This is a genomic window from Inquilinus sp. Marseille-Q2685 (genome assembly GCF_916619195.1).
Classification (GTDB): Bacteria; Pseudomonadota; Alphaproteobacteria; order DSM-16000; family Inquilinaceae; genus Inquilinus.
Window position 1 is genome coordinate 92228 of sequence record NZ_CAKAKL010000004.1, and the last position, 22977, is coordinate 115204.

At 71.1% G+C, this 22977-nt stretch carries 23 protein-coding genes; 13 read left to right on the forward strand and 10 right to left on the reverse strand.

Translation table 11 applies throughout. The features are described from left to right. Positions 1-17: 17 nt before the first annotated feature. Both LG391_RS20495 and LG391_RS20500 read left to right on the forward strand, forming a co-directional pair. The gene (locus LG391_RS20495) at positions 18-902 is read left to right on the forward strand and encodes a sugar phosphate isomerase/epimerase (protein ID WP_225769902.1); all 885 of its coding nucleotides are present in this window, start codon (positions 18-20) and stop codon (positions 900-902) included. Next, positions 899-1897: a Gfo/Idh/MocA family protein gene (locus LG391_RS20500; RefSeq protein ID WP_225769903.1), complete on the forward strand. Its 999-nt coding sequence runs from the start codon at positions 899-901 to the stop codon at positions 1895-1897. Before LG391_RS20495 ends, LG391_RS20500 begins: the two co-directional genes overlap by 4 nt. 32 nt (positions 1898-1929) lie before the next feature. Here LG391_RS20500 and doeB read toward each other — a convergent pair whose 3' ends face one another. From doeB to LG391_RS20550, 10 genes are all read right to left on the reverse strand, one after another. Next, positions 1930-2937 carry a N(2)-acetyl-L-2,4-diaminobutanoate deacetylase DoeB gene (gene doeB, locus LG391_RS20505; RefSeq protein WP_225769904.1) on the reverse strand — a complete coding sequence of 336 codons (1008 nt, stop codon included), beginning with the start codon at positions 2935-2937 and terminating at the stop codon, positions 1930-1932. Beyond that, positions 2934-4112, reverse strand: a complete 1179-nt coding sequence (gene doeA / locus LG391_RS20510; protein ID WP_225769905.1) for an ectoine hydrolase DoeA — start codon at positions 4110-4112, stop codon at positions 2934-2936. The genes doeB and doeA overlap by 4 nt, the downstream gene beginning before the upstream one ends. A gap of 248 nt (positions 4113-4360) precedes the next feature. Further along, positions 4361-5344: an ectoine utilization protein EutC gene (gene eutC, locus LG391_RS20515; protein ID WP_225769906.1), complete on the reverse strand. Its 984-nt coding sequence runs from the start codon at positions 5342-5344 to the stop codon at positions 4361-4363. After that, a complete protein-coding gene (gene eutB / locus LG391_RS20520) occupies positions 5341-6333 on the reverse strand; it encodes a hydroxyectoine utilization dehydratase EutB (RefSeq protein WP_225769907.1) in 993 nt (330 codons plus the stop codon). Before eutB ends, eutC begins: the two co-directional genes overlap by 4 nt. 210 nt (positions 6334-6543) lie before the next feature. Beyond that, positions 6544-7299, reverse strand: coding sequence for an ectoine utilization protein EutA (eutA, locus tag LG391_RS20525; RefSeq protein WP_225769908.1), 756 nt, complete (start codon positions 7297-7299; stop codon positions 6544-6546). A gap of 14 nt (positions 7300-7313) precedes the next feature. Beyond that, positions 7314-7970: an ectoine/hydroxyectoine ABC transporter permease subunit EhuD gene (gene ehuD / locus LG391_RS20530; RefSeq protein WP_225769909.1), complete on the reverse strand. Its 657-nt coding sequence runs from the start codon at positions 7968-7970 to the stop codon at positions 7314-7316. 3 nt (positions 7971-7973) lie between these two features. Beyond that, positions 7974-8633 carry an ectoine/hydroxyectoine ABC transporter permease subunit EhuC gene (ehuC, locus tag LG391_RS20535; protein WP_225769910.1) on the reverse strand — a complete coding sequence of 220 codons (660 nt, stop codon included), beginning with the start codon at positions 8631-8633 and terminating at the stop codon, positions 7974-7976. Positions 8634-8848: 215 nt separating this feature from the next. Continuing rightward, positions 8849-9691, reverse strand: coding sequence for an ectoine/hydroxyectoine ABC transporter substrate-binding protein EhuB (gene ehuB, locus LG391_RS20540; RefSeq protein ID WP_225769911.1), 843 nt, complete (start codon positions 9689-9691; stop codon positions 8849-8851). Positions 9692-9738: 47 nt separating this feature from the next. After that, positions 9739-10536, reverse strand: coding sequence for an ectoine/hydroxyectoine ABC transporter ATP-binding protein EhuA (gene ehuA, locus LG391_RS20545; protein WP_225769912.1), 798 nt, complete (start codon positions 10534-10536; stop codon positions 9739-9741). Between the two features lie 134 nt (positions 10537-10670). Then, entirely contained in the window at positions 10671-12077 is a 1407-nt protein-coding gene (locus LG391_RS20550) for a PLP-dependent aminotransferase family protein (RefSeq protein WP_225769913.1), read from the reverse strand. A gap of 66 nt (positions 12078-12143) precedes the next feature. On the opposite strand from LG391_RS20550, the gene LG391_RS20555 reads away from it, so the two are divergent. The 11 genes from LG391_RS20555 to LG391_RS20605 all read left to right on the forward strand — a co-directional run bounded on the left by LG391_RS20555 (position 12144) and on the right by LG391_RS20605 (position 22836). Next, the gene (locus LG391_RS20555) at positions 12144-12632 is read left to right on the forward strand and encodes an Lrp/AsnC family transcriptional regulator (RefSeq protein WP_225769914.1); all 489 of its coding nucleotides are present in this window, start codon (positions 12144-12146) and stop codon (positions 12630-12632) included. Positions 12633-12917: 285 nt separating this feature from the next. Further along, the gene (locus LG391_RS20560) at positions 12918-14411 is read left to right on the forward strand and encodes an NAD-dependent succinate-semialdehyde dehydrogenase (protein WP_225769915.1); all 1494 of its coding nucleotides are present in this window, start codon (positions 12918-12920) and stop codon (positions 14409-14411) included. A 31-nt stretch (positions 14412-14442) separates the two neighbouring features. Further along, positions 14443-15822: an aspartate aminotransferase family protein gene (locus LG391_RS20565; RefSeq protein ID WP_225769916.1), complete on the forward strand. Its 1380-nt coding sequence runs from the start codon at positions 14443-14445 to the stop codon at positions 15820-15822. Positions 15823-15836: 14 nt separating this feature from the next. Continuing rightward, positions 15837-16940, forward strand: a complete 1104-nt coding sequence (locus LG391_RS20570) for an alcohol dehydrogenase family protein (protein ID WP_225769917.1) — start codon at positions 15837-15839, stop codon at positions 16938-16940. Between the two features lie 96 nt (positions 16941-17036). Then, complete coding sequence (locus LG391_RS20575; protein ID WP_225769918.1) at positions 17037-17906, forward strand: SDR family oxidoreductase; 870 nt, start codon at positions 17037-17039, stop codon at positions 17904-17906. A 13-nt stretch (positions 17907-17919) separates the two neighbouring features. Beyond that, positions 17920-18330, forward strand: a complete 411-nt coding sequence (locus LG391_RS20580) for a PRC-barrel domain-containing protein (RefSeq protein ID WP_225769919.1) — start codon at positions 17920-17922, stop codon at positions 18328-18330. Between the two features lie 23 nt (positions 18331-18353). Continuing rightward, positions 18354-18650 carry a hypothetical protein gene (locus tag LG391_RS20585; RefSeq protein ID WP_225769920.1) on the forward strand — a complete coding sequence of 99 codons (297 nt, stop codon included), beginning with the start codon at positions 18354-18356 and terminating at the stop codon, positions 18648-18650. Between the two features lie 72 nt (positions 18651-18722). Continuing rightward, positions 18723-19031, forward strand: coding sequence for a hypothetical protein (locus tag LG391_RS20590; RefSeq protein WP_225769921.1), 309 nt, complete (start codon positions 18723-18725; stop codon positions 19029-19031). A 28-nt stretch (positions 19032-19059) separates the two neighbouring features. Then, positions 19060-19647, forward strand: a complete 588-nt coding sequence (locus LG391_RS20595; protein ID WP_225769922.1) for a hypothetical protein — start codon at positions 19060-19062, stop codon at positions 19645-19647. Positions 19648-19773: 126 nt separating this feature from the next. Continuing rightward, complete coding sequence (locus tag LG391_RS20600) at positions 19774-21063, forward strand: Nramp family divalent metal transporter (RefSeq protein WP_225769923.1); 1290 nt, start codon at positions 19774-19776, stop codon at positions 21061-21063. A gap of 9 nt (positions 21064-21072) precedes the next feature. Then, positions 21073-22836, forward strand: a complete 1764-nt coding sequence (locus LG391_RS20605) for a hypothetical protein (protein ID WP_225769924.1) — start codon at positions 21073-21075, stop codon at positions 22834-22836. Positions 22837-22977: the final 141 nt, after the last annotated feature.

Here is a 22977-nt window from a genome sequence, read left to right on the forward strand (position 1 = left end):
GACCGAAAGAACCATCCATGCCGAACCCGATCGGCCTGATCTCCATGCAGGTCGCGCGCCCCTTCACCGCCGAGCATTTCGGCTGGTTCGAGCGGATCCGCGCCATGGGCTACGACTTCATCGAGCTGCTGGTGCCGGAGCCGGGCGAGCTGGACCTCGCCGAGACCCGCCGGGCGCTGGAGGGGGCAGGCCTGTCGGTCGTGCTGGCCGCCCGGGTCAACCTGCAGCGCAACCTGACCGGCGACGATGCCGCCGCGCGCGAGGCCGGGGTCGAGTATCTGCGCACTGCCGCCGGCTGCGCCGAGAAGCTCGGCGCCCGCATCGTCGGTGGCCCGCTTTACGGCAACCCGCTGGTCTTCGCCGGCCGGCCGCCAGCCCCCGTCTCCGAGGATCTGCGCCTGCGCCGGCAGGACTGGTGCGTCGACGGGCTGCGCCGGGCGGCCGACGCGGCTCGGGACCATGGCGTGACGCTGGCGGTCGAGCCGCTGAACCGGTTCGAGACCGACATCCTGTGCACCACCCGCCAGGGGCTGGAGCTAATCGAGCTGGTCGGCCGGCCGGAGGTGCGGCTGATGCTGGACACCTTCCACATGCATATGGAGGAGGCGGACATCGCCGAGGCGATCCGCCTGGCCGGCGACCGCTTCGTCCATTTCCAGGCGAACGAGAACCATCGCGGTTTCGTCGGCACCGGCGCGACCGACTGGGTGGCGGTGGCACGGGCGCTGGCCGAGGTCGGCTATGCCGGGCCGATCTCGGTCGAGCCGTTCCGCCGCGACGACGACCGCTTCGGCGTGCCGATCGCGCAATGGCGGCCGCCGCATGAGGACGAGACCGAAAAGCTGACGCACAGCCTGGCCCTGCTGCGCGGCGCCCTGGCGATGGGAGGGCACCGGCGATGACGCTGAAGATCGGCTGGATCGGCTGCGGCACCCACGCGACCCAGATGCTGCTGCCGCAGCTGACGCGGCACGACGTCGAACTCGTGGCGCTGTGCGATGTCGACGGCGCCAACCTGGCCCGCGCCGCCCGCCAGTTCGGCGTCCGCGCCGCCTATGCCGACCATCGCGACCTGCTGGCCCATCCTGGGCTGGACGCGGTCGGCATGGCGGTCGGCCCCGCGGCGCATCACGCCATCGGCCTGGCCGCCCTGGCCAAGGGGCTGCCGGTGTTCATGGAGAAGCCGCCCGGCGGCACCGCCGCCCAGGCGGAGGAGCTGCTGGCGGCGTCGGAACGTGCCGGCAAGCCGCTGGTGCTGGGGTTCATGAAGCGCTGGTCGATCGGCAACCGCATCGCCGGCAACATCGTCCGCGGCGGCGAATTCGGCCCGGTGCTGGGCTTCTATGGCTCCTACATGACGGCGCCGACCTATTTCCGCGGCGCGGTCGACTACAGCGGCTTCTTCCTGCACCACTGCGTCCACTACATGGACCTGCCAGCCTTCCTGGCAGCGTCGCCGATCCGGGAGATCTCGGCGCGCAAGGTCGAGAACGGGCCGGGGCGCCTGCTGATGCATATCGCGCTGGGCTTCGACAGCGGCGCCATCGGCACCGTGGTCATGGGCACGGTGCAGTCGCGCGGCACGCCGATGGAGTTCGTGCAGATCATGGGCGACCACCGCCGGCTGGAGGTGCGCAACGTGATCGACGTGACCTATTACCGCGATCCGGCGTTCAAGACACAGGACCTCGGCGCCACGCTGTCCGCCGATCACGACGCCCTGACCTGGTCGCCCAACTTCACCGCCGCCGCCAATGAGGACGTCAAGGGCTATCACGCCCTGCTGGAGGTGACGCTGAAGGCCTTCCGCGGCGAGGCGGCCGACGCGCCCACCATCCGCGACGGCGTCACCGCCATGCGGCATCTGGAGACGCTGCGGCGGCAGGTGGGCGGATAGCCCCGCCCCGCCGCCGCGAACCGGGCACTGCGTCAGTCCGCGACGGTGCCGATCACCGCCAGGCAGTCGCCGGCCTTGACCAGCCCGGGGAAATGCCGCGCCGCCAGGATGCCGTCCAGCGCCGCGCGGTATTCCGCCGGCGCCTGGCCGGTGCGGTCGACCGGGTGGATGCGGGCGATGATGTCGCCCTTCTTCACCGGGTCGCCCAGGTCGACGCAGGTCTCGGCCATGCCGTCCTGCTCGGCGAAGCGGAAGCAGTCGGCGGACGGCATGTCGAGCCAGCGGCTGGGCGCGCGCTCGACCTCGCCCTCGAGGATGCCGGCATGGCGCAGCAGGTTGCGCACGCCGCGCTTCGCGATCCGCGCCGTGCGCGCGGTGGCGGTGCCGCCGCCGCCGAGCTCGGTGGTGACGAAGACCTTGCCCGCCGCCTCGGCCGCGGTGTCGTACATGCCGACCGCGTCGATCTCCAGCATCCGCATCGAATACGGGGCGGAGAAGGCCTCCACCGCCGCGAAGCAGCGTGCCTCCTGATCCTTGTCGGGCAGGATATGGGCGGCGGCGAAGGGCACGAAGTCGAGCGTCCGGCCGCCGGAGTGGAAGTCCAGCACGATGTCGGCCAGCGGCAGCAGGTGGCGCTGGAAGTAGTCGGCGATCTTCTGCGTCACCGTGCCGTCCGGCCGGCCCGGGAAGCTGCGGTTCAGGTTGCCCTTGTCGATCGGCGAGGTGCGGGTGCCGGCGCGGAAGGCCGGGTAGTTCATCGCCGGGACGATGATCACCCGGCCGCGGACCGACGCCGGGTCCAGCGTCCGCGCCAGCTCGAACAGGGCGATCGGCCCCTCGTACTCGTCGCCGTGATTGGCGCCGGTGAGGAGCGCGGTCGGCCCCTCCCCGTTCCTGATCACCGCGACCGGGATCATCACCGAGCCCCAGGCGGAATCGTCCCGGCTGTAGGGCAGGCGCAGCGTGCCGTGCTGCACCCCGTCGCGGCCGAAATCGACCGAGGGGACGATCGGCGAGGACGGAAGCTCGGCGACGGTCATGGCTTCACGAAGAGCTGGCGGGGCACGTCGGCCAGGATCTCGACGCCGCTGTCGGTGATGGCGATGCTCTCGGTGATCTCCAGCCCCATCTCCTCTAGCCACAGCCCGGTCATGAAGTGGAAGGTCATGCCGGGCTCCAGCACCGTGCGGTCGCCGGGGCGCAGGCTCATGGTGCGCTCGCCCCAGTCGGGCGGGTAGCTGAGGCCGATCGGATAGCCGGTGCGGTTGTCCTTGACGATGCCGTACTTCTTCAGCACGGCGAAGAAGGCGTTGGCGATGTCCTCGCAGGTGTTGCCCGGCCTCGCCGCGCCCAGGCCCGCCTCCATCCCCTCCAGCACCGCCTTCTCGGCGTCGAGGAAGGCCTGGGTCGGCTTGCCCAGGAACACGGTGCGCGACAGCGGGCAATGGTAGCGCTTGTAGCAGCCGGCGATCTCGAAGAAGGTGCCCTCCCCCGACCGCATCGGCTTGTCGTCCCAGGTCAGGTGCGGGGCCGAGGCGTCGGCGCCCGAGGGCAGCAGCGGCACGATCGCCGGATAGTCGCCGCCGAAGCCGTCGACCCCGCGGGTGCCGGCGTCGTAGATCTCGGCGACGAGGTCGTTCTTGCGCAGGCCGGGCTCGACCTTCTCCAGGATCCGCCTGTGCATCGCCTCGACGATGCGGGCGGCCTTGCGCATGTAGTCCAGCTCCTGCGGGCTCTTCACCGCGCGCTGCCAGTTCACCAGCGCGGTGGCGTCGGCAAAGCGGGCATTGGGCAGGTGGCGCTGCAGCGAGGCGAAGGCGGCGGCCGAGAACCAGTAATTGTCCATCTCGACGCCGATCGACAGCCGGCCCCAGCCGCGCGAGTCGATGATCTCGGCCAGCCGGTCCATCGGGTGCCGCTCGGTCGACTGCACGTAGTGGTCCGGGTAGCCGATGATGTTGTCATGGGCGAGATAGGCGGTGCGCTTGGCGCCGTTGGCGTCCTGGCCGCGGCCGTACCAGATCGGCTCGCCCTCCGGCGGCACCAGCACGCCCTGGTGGACGTAGAAGGACCAGCCGTCATAGCCGGTCAGCCAGGCCATGTTCGACGGGTCGCTGACCCACAGCAGGTCGATGCCGCGGCGGGCCATGGCGGCGCGGGTCTTGGCCAGCCGCGCGGCATATTCCTCGCGGCTGAAGTTCAGTTCGACAGACATGAATTCCTCGGGAACTTGTTGTCAGTTGCGTTTCTGTCGTCTCAGGCTCGACACAGCCCGGTCTCGTGAGAGAACCGTCACCTCGAAAGGGTGAGGCCGCTCCCCCTCACCCTCCCGCCGCCTTCGGCGTCGGGCCCCTCCCTCTCCCCGAGGAGAGGGAGGGGCGGCTCCCTTCACCTCTCCTTGGGGAGAGGTCGAAATCGTGCAGCGATTTCGGGTGAGGGGGCGGCGCCGGCCGATCCATCGGCTCAGCTTTCGAACGGGGTGCCCACCCCGGCGGCGGCGACGCGGCCGCGGGCCAGGGTGGCGATGGCGGTGTCCTGGACGCCGGTGCCGGTCAGATCCGCGACGGTGACGGCAGTGGCGGAGGGCCGGCCGGGTGCCGTGCCGGCGATGACCGCGCCGAGCTCCGGGAAGACGGCGTCGGCGGCCACGGCGCCGGCGGCGATGGCGTGGTGCAGCTCGCCCAACCGGCGCGTCTGGGCCAGGCTGTCGGCGACATAGAGATCCGCCTTTGTGAGAATCGCCGGGTCCAGCTCGTTCTTGTGCTCGGCGTCCGACCCCATGGCGGTGACGTGCTGGCCGGGCGACAGCCAGTCGGCACGCAGGATCGGCTCGGAAGCCGGGGTGGTGGTGACGACGATGTCGGCGCCGTCGACAGCGGCCTGCGGCGCCGCCTCGGCATGGACGGCGAGGCCCAGCTCGTCGGACAGCCTGGTCGCCACGGCCTGCGCCCGGTCGGGATCGCGGGCCCAGATCCGGGCTTCGGCGATCGGCCGCACCAGGGTCAGGGCCTTCAGCTGCAGCCGCGCCTGAACCCCGGCGCCGAAGATCGCCGCCACCCGGGAGTCCGGGCGGGACAGGTGCTTCGCCGCCACGGCGCCGGCGGCGGCGGTGCGGACATCGGTCAGATAACCGTTGTCCAGGAACACGGCGTCGACCAGACCGGTGCGGGCGCTGAACAGCACCATCAGCCCGTTGGTGCTGGGCAGGCCCAGCTTCGGATTGTCGAAGAAGCCGGGGCTGATCTTGATGGCGAAGCCGTCGAGGCCGGGGACATAGGCGGTCTTGACGTCCACCTCGCCGCGATGCTCGGGGATGTCGAGGCGCAGGATCGGCGGCATCGCCACATCCTTCGTGGCCAGCGCCAGGAATGCGTCCTCGACGCAGGCGACGGCGTCGTGGTCGAGCGGGACGGCGCGGCGCAGTTCCGCCTCCGTCACGATGGTCATGCGGGGCACAGTGTGTCCTCCCAGGCGCCGCTGACGATCCGCCGATGCAGCGCCATGTCGATGTTGCGGCCCGAGACCACCAGGACGGTCGGGCCGGATACGGTGAGCTTGCCGGCCAGGAGCGCGCCGATGCCGACCGCGCCGCCGCCCTCGACGATCTCCTGCTCCGCCGCATAGGCGTGGTCGATCGCGGCGGCGATCTCCGCCTCGGTCAGCAGCACCGCCTCGTCCAGCAGGTCGCAGGCCAGGGCGAAGGTGTGGCGGTTGTCGAGGCCAATGCCGCCGCCCAGCGAATCCGCCAGGGTCGGCAGCTCCTCGACCGCGACCGGCCGGCCGGCGGCGAGGCTGTCGCGCATCGCCGGGCCGCGTTCCATCGACACGCCGACCATCCGGGCCTGCGGCCGCAGCGCCTTGACCGCGGCGGCGATGCCGCCGAACAGGCCGCCGCCGGACAATGGCACCACCACCTGCGCCACCTCCGGCAGGTCGGCGACGATCTCGAGCCCGATCGTGCCCTGGCCGGAGATCACGTCCGGATGGTCGAAGGGGGGGATGGCGGTGAAGCCCTCCTCCGCCACCAGCCGGTCGACCTCCTCCTGCGCGTCGTCCTGGGACCGGCCGACGATGCGGATCTCGGCCCCCAGCGCGCGGATCGCGGCGACCTTGTTCTCCGGCACCAGGACGGACATGCAGACGACGCAGCGCAACCCCTGGCGGGCGGCGGCATGGGCCAAGCCGCGGCCGTGATTGCCGGTCGACGCCGCGGCGATGCCGACCTTCCGCGCCTCCGGCGGCAGCGACAGCACCGCGTTGGTGGCACCGCGAAGCTTGAAGCTGCCGGTGGTCTGCCGGGTCTCCAGCTTCAGGAACACCGGCGCCCCGGCGCGCTCCGACAGCGCGGCCGAGCGGACCAGCGGCGTCCGCACCACCTCCCCGGCGATGCGGCCGGCGGCGGCGCGGACGGTGTCGAGGGTAACGGCGTGGGTCATCGGCGCCCAGCCCCCTCACCCTCCCACGCGCTTCGCGCGCGGGCCCCTCCCTCTCCCCGAGGAGAGGGGAATGGAGCGCTGGCCGCCGAATACCTCTCCTTGGGGAGAGGTCGAAATCGCGCAGCGATTTCGGGTGAGGGGGCGACACCGCCCCAACGGGTTCCAAGCCGCCCATTCAGCATGTTCACATGCCGGATCATCTCCCCGCCCTCACAGCGCCATCAGCCGGCCGAGCTCCGGCCGGGGACGGTCGTCGCCGCACAGCCGCAAGGCCATCCAGGCGGTGGCGAGATTGCTGGACACGACCGGCCTGCCGATCCGGCGCTCGATCTCCGCCGCCACCCCGGCGGCGCGGAGCGCGGTGCAGGAGATGAACAGCGCCTCGGCCTCCGGCGCCATCGCCGCCTCGGCCGCCGCCACGATCGAGACCGGGCTGATCCGCGCCATCTCGCGGTCGTCGTCGAGGCCGAGGCAGGTGAAGCGGGCGATGTCGTAACCGTGATCGGCGAAGTACCCGGCCATCGGCCGGCTGGTCTCGATCGTATAGGGGGTCAGCACCGCGATCCGGCGGGCGCCGAGCGCATCGAGGGCGCGGCGCGCGGCCAGCGGCGGGGTCACCACGGTGACGCCCGGCTTGGCCTCGCGGATCGCCTCCTCGATCGCGTCGTCGCCCATCACCACCGAGGCCGAGGTGCAGGAGTAGCAGACGAGGTCGAGATCCTCTTCCGGCAGGATCAGACCGGCGCCCTCGCTGAGGCGCGGCTGCATCCGGCGCAGGTTCTCCGGCGTCGTCGGGTTGGCATAGGCGATACGGGCGACGTAGACGCCGACCCGGTCGCTCGCGACCATGCGGCGGAAATCCGGTTCGGTGGTGTGGTCGGTCGCCAGGATGACGAGGCCGACCCGCTTCGCCAGCGGACGGTCGTCGAAGCCGAGCGGCAGGGCGGACCGTTCGATCTCAACCATGAGGAGCTCCGGGGTCAGCGCAGCGGCCGGAAGCGGCGCTCCAGGAAGCGGAGGCCGATCACGGCGATCAGGCTGATGACGAGGAAGAAGGCGCCGACGAGGGTCATCGGCTCCAGGTAGCGATAGTTGAAGTTGGCGACGCTGCGGGCCTGGTTCATCAGCTCCAAGACCGTGATGGCGGAGAGCAGCGGCGTCTCCTTGAACATGGCGATGAAGTAGTTGGCCAGGGCCGGCAGCATCGGCGGGACCGCCTGCGGCAGGATCACGTGGCGCCAGCTCTGCCCCGCGGTCAGGTTGCAGGCCTTCGCCGCCTCCCACTGGCCGCGCGGGGTGTTGTCGATGCCGGCGCGGTACACCTCCGCCGTGTAGGTCGCATAGTGCAGGCCGAGGCCGATTACCCCCGCGGTCAGCGGCGACAGCGTCAGCCCGAGATCCGGCATGATGTAGAACAGGAAGTACAGCTGCACGAGCAGCGGCGTGCCGCGGATGAACTCGATCAGGAAGCCCACGGTGCGCGCCAGCCAGCGCTGGCGCGTCCGGCGCAGCAGGGCGAGGCCGAGCCCCAGCACCACCGCCAGGGCATAGCCCAGGATGGTGGCCAGGATGGTGATCTTCACGCCCTCGATCAGGGTCGGAAGGATCTCGGCGACGAAAGCCCAGTCCCAATCCATGGCTCAGCTCCGCACGCCGTCGAGGCCGCGGGTCAGGCGCCGCTCCAGCGCCCGCACCCCGGCCGAGATCAGCATCGCCAGCGCGAAATAGATCACCAGGATGGTGAGGAACGGGAAGGCGGTGCTGCCGGTCTGGGCCCGCACGATCTGGGCCTGGAAGGTCAGGTCCGCCAGCGAGATCAGCGACACCACGGCGGTGGCCTTCAAGAGCTCGATGGCGTTGTTGCCGAAGGTCGGCAGCATCAGCACGAAGGCCTGGGGCAGGATGACGTGCCACAGGCTCTGCCGCCGGGTCAGGTTCAGCGCCACGCAGGCCTCGCGCTGCTCGCGCCCGATCGACTGCACGGCGCCGCGCACCACCTCGGCCCCATAGGCCCCGACATTGAGGCCGAGGGCCAGCACGCCGGCCAGCAGCGGGCTCAACTCGAAACCGGCCAGCGGCAGCACGAAATAGATCCAGAACAGCTGCACGAAGATCGAGGTGCCGCGGAAGAACTCGACATAGCAGGTGGCGATGGTGCGCAGCACGAAACTGGACGACAGCCGCCCCAGCCCGGCCAGGAAGGCGACCACCAGCGCCAGCGCGCAGCCCAGCACGGTCAACTCGATCGTCACCCAGGCGCCCTGCAGGATCAGCCCGAGATAGCCTTCCCACTGGCTCATGCGGCGGCTCGTCGTGGCATCGTGTCCCTATGGTGAGGCCGGTGCCGCCCCCTCACCCTCCCGCCGCAAGCGGCGGGTCCCTCCCTCTCCCCAAGGAGAGGGAAGGCAGCGCTCTCGCGGCGAGAGCACGGATCACCTCTCCCCCGGGGAGAGGTCGAAATCGCGACAGCGATTTCGGGTGAGGGGGTTGGCACCGGCCTCTCCTTCCGCCGCGGTTAGTTCGTGCTGCCGCAGAGCTGGTCGCGGTTGGCTTCGATCGCGGCCTTGGCCGAGAAGCCGTAGGGCTCGACGATCTTGGCGAACTCGCCGGACTGCTTCAGCGCCGCCAGCTCCTTGTCGAAGGCGTCGCGCAGCGCCGTGTCCTGCTTGCGGAAGGCGGCGCCGTCGCAATAGAGCGGCGCGTTCTTCACCGGGCCGACCATCTCGATGTTCGGGTCGTTCGCCTTCTTCAGCAGGTCCTGGATCGACAGGATCGGCAGCGAGTAGACGTCGATGCGGCCGTCCTGCAGCATCTTGATGCCGCTCTGCCCGTCCGGCACCACGATCACCCGGTCGCGCGGCACCCCGGCCTCCAGCGCCAGCCGCTCCTCGGTGCCGCCGCCCGGCGCGCCGATCTTGGCGTCGGCATTGGCGGCGATGTCGGCATAGCTCTGGAAGTTCGACGGGTTGCCCTTCTTCACCGCGAAGGCCTCGCCGTCGCACAGGATCGGCTGGGAATAGGCCACGGCGCGGCAGCGCTCCGGCTTCATGAACAGGCCGGCGGTGACCGCGTCGAAGCGGCGCGCCTGCAGCCCGGGGATCATGGCGCCGTATTCCGAGATCGAGGCGACGACGTCGGGGATCCCCATGCGCTTGAACACCTCGCGCGCCACGTCCGGCCCGGCGCCGGAGACCTTGCCGTCCGCCGCCACGGCGGTGAAGGGCGGCTCGTTGGCGATGGCGATGCGGGCGAAGCCCTGCTCCTTCAGGTTGTCCAGCGTGTCGGCCGCGGCCGGCTGCGCCAGGGCCACGGCCGATACGGCGGCCAGGATCAGACTCGCGCAAAATCGGTTGTTCATCTCTGCCTCTCTGTTCCCGTGTTTGTGGTGCGGCCGCGCGGCCCGGGTCAGACCCGGTGGCCGGCGGCGATGATCTTCTTGAGGAAGGTCTGGGTCCGCTCCTCGCGCGGGTGCCGGAAGATCTCGTCCGGCGGTCCCTCCTCGACGATCCGGCCGCGGTCGAAGAACAGGACCCGGTCGGCGAAGTCGTGGGCGAAGCTCATCTCGTGGGTGACCAGCAGCATGGTCATATCGGTCTCGGCGGCCAGGCGGCGCATGACGTTCAGCACCTCCTCGACCAGCTCGGGGTCGAGCGCCGAGGTGACCTCGTCGAACAGCATGATCTTCGGCTTCAGCGCCAAAGCGCGGGCGATCGCCACGCGCTGCTTCTGGCCGCCGGACAGCTGCGCCGGCATCGCCTTGGCCTTCTCCGCCATGCCGACCAGCTCCAGCAGCTCCATCGCCCGGGCCTCGGCGGTCTTGCGGTCGACGCCGTTGGTCAGGATCGGGGCCAGCGTGACGTTGTCCAGCACGCATTTGTGCGGGAACAGGTTGAACAGCTGGAACACCATGCCGATCTTGGCGCGCATCCTGTGCAGGTGGCGCTCGTCCGCCGGCACCAGCCCGCCGTTGCGCGGCATGTGGAACAGCGGCTCGCCCTCGATGCGGATGATGCCGCCGTTGATCTCCTCCAGCGTCATCAGGATGCGCAGGATCGTGGTCTTGCCGGAGCCGGACGGCCCGATCAGGGCCAGCTTCTCGCCCGGCTTCACGGTGAAGGTCAGGTCGTTGAGGACGGTCAGCGGCCCGAAGCGCTTGGTCACGCCCTCGACGCTGATGCACGGATCGGATGCGGAATTTGCCAAGTCGCTCTCCCTGCTGGCGACGGGCCTCTGTTGGCGCCAACGATGGAAGGGAGACAAAATCATGTCAAACGGAAAAACAAATCAGTACAATTTGGCTGGACGTGATGATCCGTTAGGCGCCGGCTTGCCTGTTTTTACATCGCCAGCAGCACCGGCTCCGGCTCGCCCTGCAGCAGGTTGACGACGATCTTGAGTCCGTCGCGCAGCTGCTCGGGCGTGGTCGAGCCGACCGAGATGCGCACCGCCGGCGGCCGGTCCATGCCGCCCTCGGCGGCGCCCCCGATGGCAAAGGAGGCGCCGGGCGCAATCGCCACGCCCTGCAGCCGCGCATGCGACACGAACTCCTCCTCCGACCGTCCTTCGCCCAGCGGCAGCCAGACATGCAGCCCCTCCGGATGCGCCTTGTGCGGGATGCCGGCCAGGAGATCCGCCGCGATCGCCTGGCGGCCGCGGATCGCCGCGTTCTGCCAGTGCACCAGCTCCGCCGCCGTGCCGTTCTCGACCCAGCGCGCGGCCAGCTCCGCCACCAACCCGGTCGCCATCCAGCTGGTGACCAGGCTGCGGTTGGCCACCGACGGGCACAGCCGGTCCGGCACCACCAGATAGCCCGCGCGCAGCCCCGGCATCACGCATTTGGTGAAGGTGGTGACGTAGAGCGTGCGCTCCGGCGCCAGGGCGGCCAACGGCGGCAGCCGGTCGGTCAGCAGCGGCGCCAGCACGTCGTTCTCGATGATCTGCAGCCCGTGGCGGCGCGCCACCTCCACGATCTCCGCCCGCCGCGCCGCGCCCATCAGGCTAGCAGTGGCGTTGATCGGGTTCGGCATGACGAAGAGCGCGCGCACGTCGCCCTCGCGGCAGGCCTCGTCCAGCGCCTCGGGGATCACGCCCTCGGCGTCGATCGCCACGCCGCGCAGCCTGAGGCCGAGATAGGCCGCCAGCGGCACCAGCGTGTGGTGGCCGACCGCCTCGGTCACCACGGTCGATCCCGGCGGGGCCGCGGCCATCAGGGCGATGGTCATGCCGGAGGTGGCGCCGTTGGTCAGGTGGATGGTGCCGGGCGTGGCCTCGACCCCGCAATGCTCGCGCAGCCAGGCCTGCGCCACCCGGCGGTGCCGGGCGAACAGCATGTTCGGGCGGAAGGACAGCACGGCGGAATGCGGCAGGTCGTCGGCCAGGGCGTGCAGCGCCGCCTTCATCGCGTCGATGTGCCGGGTCTCGCACACCACCGGCTTCAGGATCGAGAGGTCGATGACCTCGCTCAGGCGCTCGGGGATATAGGGCGGCGCGGGCTCGCGCTGCGGCGGGCGGATGAAGGTGCCGCGCCCGGTCTCGCCGGAGATCAGGCCGCGGCGGATCAGCTCCTCATATGCGCGGCTGACGGTCTGCACCGACAGGTCCAGCGTCTCGGCCATCGCCCGGTGCGTCGGCAGCCGTTCCCCGGATTGCAGGCGCCCGTCCGAGATCGCCCGTGCGATCTGGTCGGCCAGGGAGAGATAGGCGGGCCGCCGCAGGGCGGCGGGGTCGGGCTGCCAGATTGTCATGATTGGACTGTGATCCACAATCAGTTCAATTGACAACCCGAATTGCGCACCGGCATGGTCGGAAGCATGTCCTCCGTCAAGCTCGACCCGATCGACCTGCGCATCCTGGCCGAGATCCAGCGCGACGGGCGCATCACCAAGCTGGCCCTGGCCGAGAAGGTCGGGCTGTCGCCGACGCCGTGCTGGACCCGGCTGCACCGGCTGGAGCGCGAAGGCGTGGTCGCCGGCTACCACGCCCGGCTGGCGCTTCGCCGCATCGCGCCCTTCGCCATGGTGTTCGTCGAGATCACCTTGGGCGCCCACCGCCAGGCCGATTTCGACCGGTTCGAGCGGGCGGTGAAGGCAGTGCCGGAGGTGGTGGCCTGCTGGTCGCTGGGCGGCGGCATCGACTATCTGCTGAAGGTGGTGGCGCGCGACATCGACGGCTATCAGCGGCTGATCGACCGGCTGCTGGAGGACGAGATCGGCATCGACCGCTACTTCACCTACATCGTCACCCGCACCGTGAAGGACGACGCGACGGTGCCGGTCGAGGTGCTGGCGGACGGGACGTAGACGCCGGCTCTCCCCCTCACCCTCCCGCCGCCAACGCGGCGGGCCCCTCCCTCTCCCCAAGGAGAGGGTTTTCAGAGCCATGCCCACTTCACCTCTCCCCCGGGGAGAGGTCGAAATCGCTCAGCGATTTCGGGTGAGGGGGCGGCTCGGTCTCGCTGAGGAGAAACTCTCTCCCCCATCCCGCCTGCGCGAGAGACTTGGTCTCCCGACCCCGGCCCGAACAGTCTCCTTCTCTCCCGCTCTCCCCCTACCCTGGCGGCCTCGCCCTTGACGGAGGCTCAGCCCATGACCGCCCTCGCCACCCGGCCCAGCCAGCACGACGCGCTCGGCCGCCTGACCGACCGCCGGCTGCTGCGCGAGCTGGCCTATATCGACGGCCGCTGGACCGCCGCCGCCAACGGCGCGGTGTTCGAGGTCGACGACCCTGCCACCGGCGTCACCGTCGCCCGGGTGGCGCGGCTGGGCGCGGCCGAGGCGGATCGCGCCATCGCCGCCGCCGAGGCCGCCTTCCCGGCCTGGCGGGCGCTGCTGCCGCAGGAGCGGGCGGCGAAGCTGCGCAACTGGTTCGACCGGATCCGGGCCGCCAAGGAGGACCTGGCCCTGCTGATGACGCTGGAGCAGGGCAAGCCGCTGGCGGAATCGCGTGGCGAGATCGACTACGGCGCCGGCTTCGTCGAGTGGTTCGCCGAGGAGGCCAAGCGCCTGAACGTCGAATCCGTCACCAGCCACCTGCCGGGCGCCGAGATGATGGTGCGGCGCGAGCCGCTGGGCGTCGTCGGCGTCGCCACGCCCTGGAACTTCCCCTGCGCCATGCTGACCCGCAAGGCCGCGGCCGCCCTGGCCGCCGGCTGCACCGTGGTGGCGCATCCCTCGTCGCAGACCCCGCTGTCGGCCCTGGCCCTGGCCGAGCTGGCGGAACGCGCCGGCATCCCGGCCGGGGTGCTGAACATCGTCACCGGCGACCCGGAGCCGATCGTCGGCCGGATCTGCGCCGACAAGCGGGTGCGGGCGGTCAGCTTCACCGGGTCGACCGAGATCGGCCGGCTGATCGCCGAGCGCTGCGCCCCGACGATCAAGCGGCTGCAGCTCGAGCTCGGCGGCCACGCCCCGCTGATCGTCTTCGCCGACGCCGATCTGGACCGCGCCGTGTCGATCGCGATCGACGCCAAGTTCGCCACCTCCGGCCAGGACTGCCTGGCCGCCAACCGGATCTATGTCGAGCGGCCGGTCTACGCCGCCTTCTGCGAGGCCTTCGCGCGGCGGGTGGCGGCGCTCAGGGTCGGCAACGGCCTGGAGCCGGAGACCGAGATCGGGCCGCTGATGCACGACCGCGCCGTGGCCAAGGCGGCGGAACACGTCCGCGATGCCGTCTCGCGCGGCGCCCGCTGCCTGGCCGGCGGCGAGGCCCATCCGGCCGGACCGCTGTTCTTCGCCCCGACCGTTCTGGCCGACGTGCCGGACGACGCCGCGATCATGCGCGAGGAGACCTTCGCCCCGGTCGCCGCCGTCACCCCCTTCGACGGCGAGGACGAGGTGGTCGCCCGCGCCAACGACACCGAATACGGCTTGGTCGCCTATGTCGTCACCCGCGATGCCGGCCGCGTGCTGCGCCTCGGCCGCGCCCTCGACTACGGCATGGTCGCGGTCAACCGGGTGAAGATCACCGGCGCCCCGATCCCGTTCGGCGGCACGAAGCAGTCCGGCCTCGGCCGCGAAGGCTCGCGCCACGGCATCGAGGCCTTCACCGAGCTGAAGTACCTCTGCCTCGACGCGGCCTGAGCCCCGCCCCCATTTTTCAAGGAGACTTCCGATGGCCCTTCGCGGCAACGAACTCGACGCCTGGGATCGCGACCACTTCTTCCACCCGTCGACCCACATGGCGGCCCATGCCCGGGGCGAGACGCCGAACCGGATCATCACCAGCGGCGAGGGCGTCTACATCACCGACCGCGACGGCAAGCGCAGCCTGGACGCCTTCGCCGGCCTGTACTGCGTCAATGTCGGCTACGGCCGGCGCGAGATCGCCGACGCGATCGCCGCCCAGGCGCATGAGCTGGCCTATTACCACGCCTATGTCGGGCACGGCAGCGAGCCGTCGATCCGCCTGGCCAAGATGATCATCGACCGGGCGCCGGCCGGCATGTCGCGGGTGTTCTTCGGCCTCGGCGGCTCCGACGCCAACGAGACCAACATCAAGCTGGTCTGGTACATCAACAACATCCTCGGCCGGCCGGAGAAGAAGAAGATCATCTCGCGCTGGCGCGGCTATCACGGCTCCGGCCTGATGACCGGCAGCCTCACCGGGCTCGAGCTGTTCCACAAGGCCTTCGACCTGCCGCTGGCCCAGGTGCTGCACACCGAGGCGCCGTACTACTACCGCCGCGAGGACCGGTCGCTGAGCGAGGAGCAGTTCTCCCAAGCCTGCGCCGACAAGCTGGAGGAGCTGATCCTGGCCGAGGGGCCGGAGACGGTGGCCGCCTTCATCGGCGAGCCGATCCTGGGCACCGGCGGGCTGGTGCCGCCGCCGGCCGGCTACTGGGAGAAGATCCAGGCCGTCCTGGCCAGGTACGACGTGCTGCTGGTCGCCGACGAGGTGATCACCGGTTTCGGCCGGCTGGGGTCGATGTTCGGATCGGACCACTACGGCATCAAGCCGGACCTGATCACCATCGCCAAGGGCCTGACCTCGGCCTATGCCCCCCTGTCCGGCGTGATCGTGTCGGAGAAGGTGTGGAAGATCCTGGAGAAGGGGTCCGACGCGCTCGGCGCCATCGGCCATGGCTGGACCTATTCCTCGCACCCGCTGTGCACCGCCGCGGCGATCGCCAATCTCGAGCTGATCGACAGCCTGGGGCTGGTCGAGAACGCGCGCGAGACCGGCGCCTATTTCAAGCAGGCGCTGACCGACGCGCTGGCCGGCCACCGCATCGTCGGCGAGGTGCGCGGCGAGGGGCTGGCGGCGGCGGTGGAGTTCGTGGCCGACAAGGACGACCGGGTGTTCTTCGACCCGGCGCTGAAGGTCGGGCCGCGGATCTACGCGGCGACGCTGGCCCGCGGCGTGATCTCCCGCGCCCTGCCGCAGGGCGACATCCTGGGCTTCGCCCCGCCGCTGTGCCTGACCCGCGACGAGGCCGACATCGTGGTCAAGGCCGTGGCCGGCGCGGTCGAGTCCGTGGCGGCCGAGCTGTGAAAGGGGCCGACGCGATGATCGCCGAAACCATCCCCGCCACCATGCGCGCCGTGGTCCTGACCGGCCATGGCGGGCCCGACAAGCTGGTCTATCGCGACGACGTGCCGGTGCCGAAGCCGGCCGCCGGCGAGGTGCTGATCGAGGTCACCGCCTGCGGCATGAATAACACCGATGTCTGGGTCCGCGAGGGCGCCTACGGCACCGAGGCGGACCCGGAGGCGGTGTCGAGCTGGCGCGGCCGCGGCGACCGGTCGACCCTGACCTTCCCGCGCATCCAGGGCACCGACACGGTCGGCCGCATCGTCGCCGTCGGCGCTGGCGTGCCTGCGGCGCGGATCGGCGAGCGGGTGATGGTCGACTTCAGCATCTACAACCGCGACGACGACAGCCTGGCCGACATCGACTACATGGGCCATGGCCGCGACGGCGGCTATGCCGAGTACATGGCGCTGCCGGCGGACCATGCCCATCGCGTCGACACGCCGATGAGCGATGTCGAGCTGGCCACCTTCTGCTGCGCCTACCTGACCGGCGAGCACATGCTGGACCGCGCCCGGGTGGCGGCGGGCGAGCGCGTGCTGGTCACCGGCGCCTCGGGCGGTGTCGGCTCCGGCATCGTCCAGCTGTGCCGCGCCCGCGGCGCCATCCCCTATGCCGTGGTCGGCCGCGGCAAGGAGGAGGCGGTGCTGGCCGCCGGCGCCGAGGCGGTGGTCACCCGCGACGCCGGCGACCTGGTCTCGGCGGTGGAACGGGCGACGAAGGGGCGGCCGATCGACGTCGTCGCCGACCTGGTCGGCGGGGCGATGTTCAACGACCTGCTGCGCATCCTGCGGCCGGAGGGTCGCTACACCACCGCCGGCGCCATCGCCGGGCCGGTGGTGCAGCTGGACCTGCGGACGATGTATCTGAAGCACCTGGAGCTGCACGGCTCGTCCCAGGGCACGCGCGGCGCCTTCCGGCGGCTGGTGCGGTACATCGAGGAGGGCAAGCTGAAGCCGCTGGTCGGCGGCGTCTACCGCCTGTCCGACTTCCACCGCGCCCAGGCCGACTTCATGGCCAAGGGCTTCGTCGGCAAGCTGGTGGTGGTGCCGGATTCGAAGTGGGGCGGCGCGGCCTGACGCTTGCCACGGACAGGGGCCGGCGCCGGAACCGCGGCCCCTTCCATCCCGTTGACCGGAGGACATTGGACACAGCCGTTCGAGGTGGAGACCACGATGGCAGATCCGAACGCCTCCCATCCGACCCCGCCTTTGCCGAAGCAGCAGCAGGAACCGCCCGGGCTGACCGGGCAGATGAGGCCGGAGCCCGACCACGGCGAGCACAGCTACCGGGGCAGCGGCCGGCTGGAGGGCAAGGTCGCGCTGATCACGGGCGGCGATTCCGGCATCGGCCGCGCCGTCGCCATCGCCTTCGCCCGCGAGGGCGCCGATGTCCTGGTCTCCTATCTCGACGAGCATGAGGACGCCCGCGAGACCGTGCGCTGGGTGGAGCAGGCCGGGCGCCGCGCGATCGCGATGGCCGGGGACGTGGCCGACGAGGCACATTGCCGGGCGCTGGTGGAACGGGCGGTCCGGGACCTCGGCGGCATCGACATCCTGGTCAACAACGCCGCCTATCAGATGACCTTCGAGGGCCTCGATCAGATCAGCGCCGAGGAATGGGACAAGACGTTCCGGACCAACATCCACAGCCAGTTCTACCTGTCCAAGGCCGCGGTGCCGCACCTGAAGCCGGGCAGCGCCATCGTCAACACGTCCTCGATCAACGCCAAGGACCCGTCGCCCTCGCTGCTGCCCTATGCCACCACCAAGGGCGCCATCGCCAACTTCACCGCCGGGCTGGCGCAGCTGCTGGCTGACAAGGGCATTCGCGTGAACTGCGTCGCCCCGGGGCCGGTCTGGACGCCGCTGATCCCGTCGACCATGCCGGAGCAGAAGGTGGAGAATTTCGGCGCGAACACGCCGCTGGGGCGGCCAGCGCAGCCGGCCGAGCTGGCGCCGGCCTATGTGCTGCTGGCCTCGCCGGAGGCGAGCTACATCACCGGCGCGGTGCTGGCGGTCACGGGCGGCCGGCCGATGCTCTGAGGCGGAGACAGGCATGACGCACCTCCTCCGCACGGCCGGCATGGCCTGCTCCGTTGTCATCTGCCTCGCCTCGGCGGCGTCGGCCCAGCCGCAGCCGGTCGCGCCCGGCTTTCCGTCCTCGACCCCGCAGGGACAGGTCTCCCATCCTCCGCCCGGGATGCTGGGCACCAGCCTGATCGGCGCCAAGGTGACCGACACCGCGGGGCGCGGCATCGGCACGATCACGGATTTCGCCTTCGACCGGCAGGGCGGCGCCATCCGCTACGTCGTGGTCGGCGTCGACCAGATCCTCGGCCTGTCGCTCAAGCAGGTGAAGATCCCGAGCGACAAGCTGCGGCTGGCGGACGCCGCCGGCCGCGAGGTCGCGACCGACCTGTCCGAGCAGGACCTGAAGGCGCTGCCGGCGGCGGATGCGGAACCCTAGCGGCCAGCAGAAAGGAGCGATCGATGCAGACCTGGCTCGTCACCAACCCGTCCGGCCCGCCCGTGGCGATCCAGGGCGAGGATCTGGTCAGCGCGATGTCCCGGCACCGGGAGGCGCTGCTGGCGCTCGCCTTCCCCGCCGGGGTCGAGGCGGTCGAGACCGCCTGGATGCATTGGGACCAGGACCTGCTGGACGGCAGGGGCGCGGTCGAGGTCATCCTGACCGGCCTGCGCGCCGGCACCGAGCAGCAGGGACGCCTGCTGATCGACGCCGCGCCGGGCGAGATCGCCCCGGACACCGGCAGGGCCGTGTTCTTCTGAGCCCGTCCGGAACCGGCGTCCGGCCGGCCCCATTGCCGCTGGTAGGACGCGACACGCATGGAGGTTTTCCCCATGGCCACACAGCATCACAGCGGCCAGAGCGAGGCCCACGAGACCCGGGATCACGACACGATCCGGCGCTGGGCCGAGGAGCGCAAGGCCGTTCCCGCCACCGTGCGCGGCACGGCGCGCGGCGGCGACGAGGCCGGCATCCTCCGCTTCGACTTCGTCGGCGACGGCCAGAAGCGCGAAGAGGCGCTCGAAGAGATCTCCTGGGACGAGTTCTTCGAGAAGTTCGACGAGGCCAAGCTGACCTTCCTGTACCAGGACCGCACCGCCGACGGCCATGTGAGCCGCTTCAACAAGTTCGTGCGCCACTGAACCGCAGCCGGCGACGCGGGAGGCAGGGATGACGGACCCATTGCTGGCGGTCCTGCTGTACTTCATCCTGCCGCTGTGGTTCGTCGCCGGCCTCGCCGACTGGTTGTGCCATCGCGCCACGAGCATCGAGGCGACGACAGGGGCGAAGGAATCCCTGATCCACCTGCTGATGTTCGCCGAGGTGGCCGTGTCCCTGCTGGCCGCGCTGTTCCTCGAGATCAATGCCCTGGTCATCGCCCTGATGATCGTGGCCTTCCTGGCGCATGAGGCGACCGCGCTGTGGGATGTCGGCTACGCCGTCACACGGCGCGAGGTGACGCCCTTCGAGCAGCATGTCCACAGCTTCCTCGAGATGCTGCCGCTGATGGCGACCGCCTTCGTCGCCGTCCTGCACTGGCCGCAGGTCCTGGCGCTGTTCGGGCTGGGGCCGGAGCCGGCGCGCTTCGACCTGACCTGGAAACAGGAGCCGCTGCCGGTGGCCTATATCGCTGTCGTGCTGACCGCGGCGCTGCTGTTCGAGCTGCTGCCCTATCTCGAGGAGCTGTGGCGCGGCCTGCGGACTGCCCATGGCCGTCTGGTACCGCTTCGCAAGGCCCAGCACCCCCGACGCGGATAGGACGGTTCGATCTTCCCTCCGGAATGGATTTCGGCTGCCGCCTGTTGTCACCACGGCCGGCGCCCGCGATGCGCCGGGTCTCGCCACAGCCATGCGGCCCAGCCGATGCCAGATGCCGACCGCCGCGTGTCCAAGGGACCCGGCGCCGACCCCGCCTCCTCCCCGCCCCGCCAGGGTGCATTCCGGGTGCTCGGCCTGGGGCTGATCACCGGGGCGGCGGACGACGATCCGTCGGCGATCGGCACCTATGCCAGCGCCGGCGCCGCGCTCGGCCCCTCCTTCCTGTGGACCGCCCCGGCGACGCTGCCGATGATGTTCGCGGTGGTCTACCTGTCCGCCAAGCTCGGCCAGGTGTCCGGCCGCGGCCTGTTCCATGTCATCCGCGACCACTTCCCGCGCTGGGTGCTGGTTCCGGCGCTGATCGGCGTGCTGATCGGCAACACTATCGAGGCCGCGGCCGATATCGGCGGCATGGCGGCGGCGATCGGCCTGCTGCTGCCGGTTCCGTTCGCCGGGATCGTGGTCACGGTCACCGCTGCGATCCTGGCGCTGCAGGTCTGGGGGTCCTACGCGCTGATCCGCAACGTGTTCCGCTGGCTGGCCCTCGCCCTCCTCGCCTATGTCGGCGCCGCGGTGCTGGCGAAGCCGGACCTGGCGGCGACCCTGGCCGGCACGCTGGTGCCGCGGATCCGCTTCGACGCCGAGTTCCTGTCGATGCTGGTCGCGGTGATCGGCACCACGCTGTCCGCCTATCTCTACACCTGGCAGTCGAACGAGGAGGTCGAGGAGGAGATCCAGATGGGCCGCCGCACCCTGGCGCAGCGCCGCGGCGCCACCGACGCCGAGCTGCGCCGCACCCGCAGCGACGTCCTGGTCGGCATGGTCTTCTCGAACCTGATCATGTACTTCATCATCCTGTCGACCGGATCGACGCTGCACGCCGCCGGCCAGACCGAGATCAGCACCGCGGCCCAGGCGGCGGAGGCGCTGCGCCCCCTGGCGGGCGACGCCGCCGGCATCCTGTTCGCCGCCGGCGTCATCGGCGTCGGCTTCCTGGCGGTGCCGGTGATGACCACCGGCGCGGCCTACGACCTGGCCCAGACCTTCGGCTGGAAGCACAGCCTGCACGCCCGCCCGTCGGAGGCGAAGGCGTTCTACCTGGCGATCACCGGCTTCACCCTGGTGGCGATGGGGCTGAACTTCCTCGGCTTCAACCCGATGAAGGCGCTGGTCTGGTCCGGCATCGTCCAGGGCTTCTCGACCCCGCCCCTGATGCTGCTGATCATGCTGATGACCGGCAGCCGCCGGATCATGGGCGACCAGGTGAACAGCCCCGGCATCGCCATCCTCGGCTGGGCCACGACCGCGATCATCTTCGCCGCCAGCGCGGGGCTGGTGGCGACCTGGTTCCTCTGAGGCCTCGCCATGCTCGTCTATGGCGACGCGGTGCGGGTGGAGGAGCCGGGGCAACAGCTCGGCCGCGTCGCCGCAGCGCTCGACCGCGCCCGCGACGCCGCCACCGGCCTGGATCGCCACGACCGGCTGGTCGAGGCGCTGATCGAGGCCGGGGCGTTCGCGCAGGGTGCGATCGATGCCGAGTTCGAGGCCGCCGGCCGGGACGCGCCCTCCCCGCTCCGCGACGCGGCGACGGCGCTGCTGATGGAGCTCGCCGCGGCGCTGCGCCGGTCCTGGGCCGCGGGCTTCGCCGAGGAGCCGGAGAATCCGGCGCTGCGCCGGACGATCGACGGCCTGGCCCGGCAGGCCTTGCCCGGCGCGATCCGCTGCCGCTTGGCCGAAGGCTTCGCCTTCTATGCCCTGTATCCGGAGGCCTATCTGGAGGCTGCCGTGCGGGCGGGGCTGCGGCCGCCGCGGGTGATCGGCATCCGCAGCATCGGCCTGACGCTGGGCGCCGTGGTGGCGGAGGCCTGCGGCGCGCACGGCCCGGCCTCGGTGCGGCCGGTCGGCCACCCGTTCCGGCGGGAACTCGCCGTCGATCCCGGCCTCGCCGCCGACATCCTGCGCGATCCCGCGGCGACCTATGCCGTGGTCGACGAGGGGCCGGGCCTGTCCGGCAGCTCCTTCGGCGCGGTCGCCGACTGGCTCGAGGCCCATGGCGTCGATCGCACCCGCATCCGGTTCTTCCCCGGCCATGGCGGCGAACCGGGACCGCAGGCTTCGCCCGCGCATCGCGAGCGCTGGCGCAGCGCCGCCCGGCACGTGGTCGATTTCGACACGCTGGCGCTGCGCCCGCGCCAGCCCTGGCACGGGCTGGGCGGCTGGATCGAGGATCTCGTCGGCGGCCCGGGCCGCCTGGAGGATCTGTCCGGCGGCGCCTGGCGGGAAGGCCTCGCCCTGCCGCCCGGCCGCTGGCCGCCGGCACATCGGCAGCAGGAGCGCCGCAAGTTCCGCCTGGACACGGGCGGCCGCCGCTTCCTGATGAAGTTCGCCGGGCTGGGCCGGCACGGCCGCGACAAGCTGCGCCGCGCCCAGGCGCTGCACGATGCCGGCTTCGGCGCCGAGCCGGTCGGCTGTCGCCGCGGCTTCCTGGTCGAGCGCTGGATCGAGGACGCCCGGCCGCTCGACCCCCGCGCCGGCGACCGCCATGCCCTGCTGCGACGGCTCGCGGCATATCTCGGCTTCCGCGCCCGCCGCTTCCCGGCTGCGCCGGAGAGCGGCGCCACGCTCTCCACCCTGGCCGAGATGCTCTGCCACAACGCGACCGAGGCGCTGGGAGAGGAGGCCGGCCGGGCCTTCGGCCGCCTCGCCCGCGCGGCCGGGCGCCTCGAAGGACGGGTCCGCCGGGTCGAGACCGACAACCGGCTGCACCGCTGGGAGTGGCTGCTGGACCGCCACGGCACCCTGCTGAAGACCGACGCGGTCGACCATTGCGCGGCGCACGACCTGGTCGGCTGCCAGGACATCGCCTGGGACGTCGCCGGCGCGGCGGTCGAGTTCGACCTGAACCCGGAGGAGGCGGGCGAGCTGGAACGCCTGGTCGGGCACGAAGCCCGGCAACCGGTCGATCCGGAGCTGTCGAGGGTCCTGGCCCCCTGCTACGCCGCCTTCCAGCTCGGGGCGTTCACCATGGCCCGGGATGCCGCGGCGGACGACCCGGACGAGGCGGCGCGGCTGGATCGGGAGGTGTCGCGCTACACCCGGCATCTGCGCCGTTTCCTGTCCTGTCCGTAAAGCGGCGCGGGCCCGAACGCGGAAGTGGAACCGGGTAAGTACCCATCCCGTTGCCCCCCTAGGTGAGCGCCCGTCACGCGCTCGAAACGCCACAGCGACAGCACCATCAACGGGTCCGGATGCGCCGTCGCGCACCAGCCT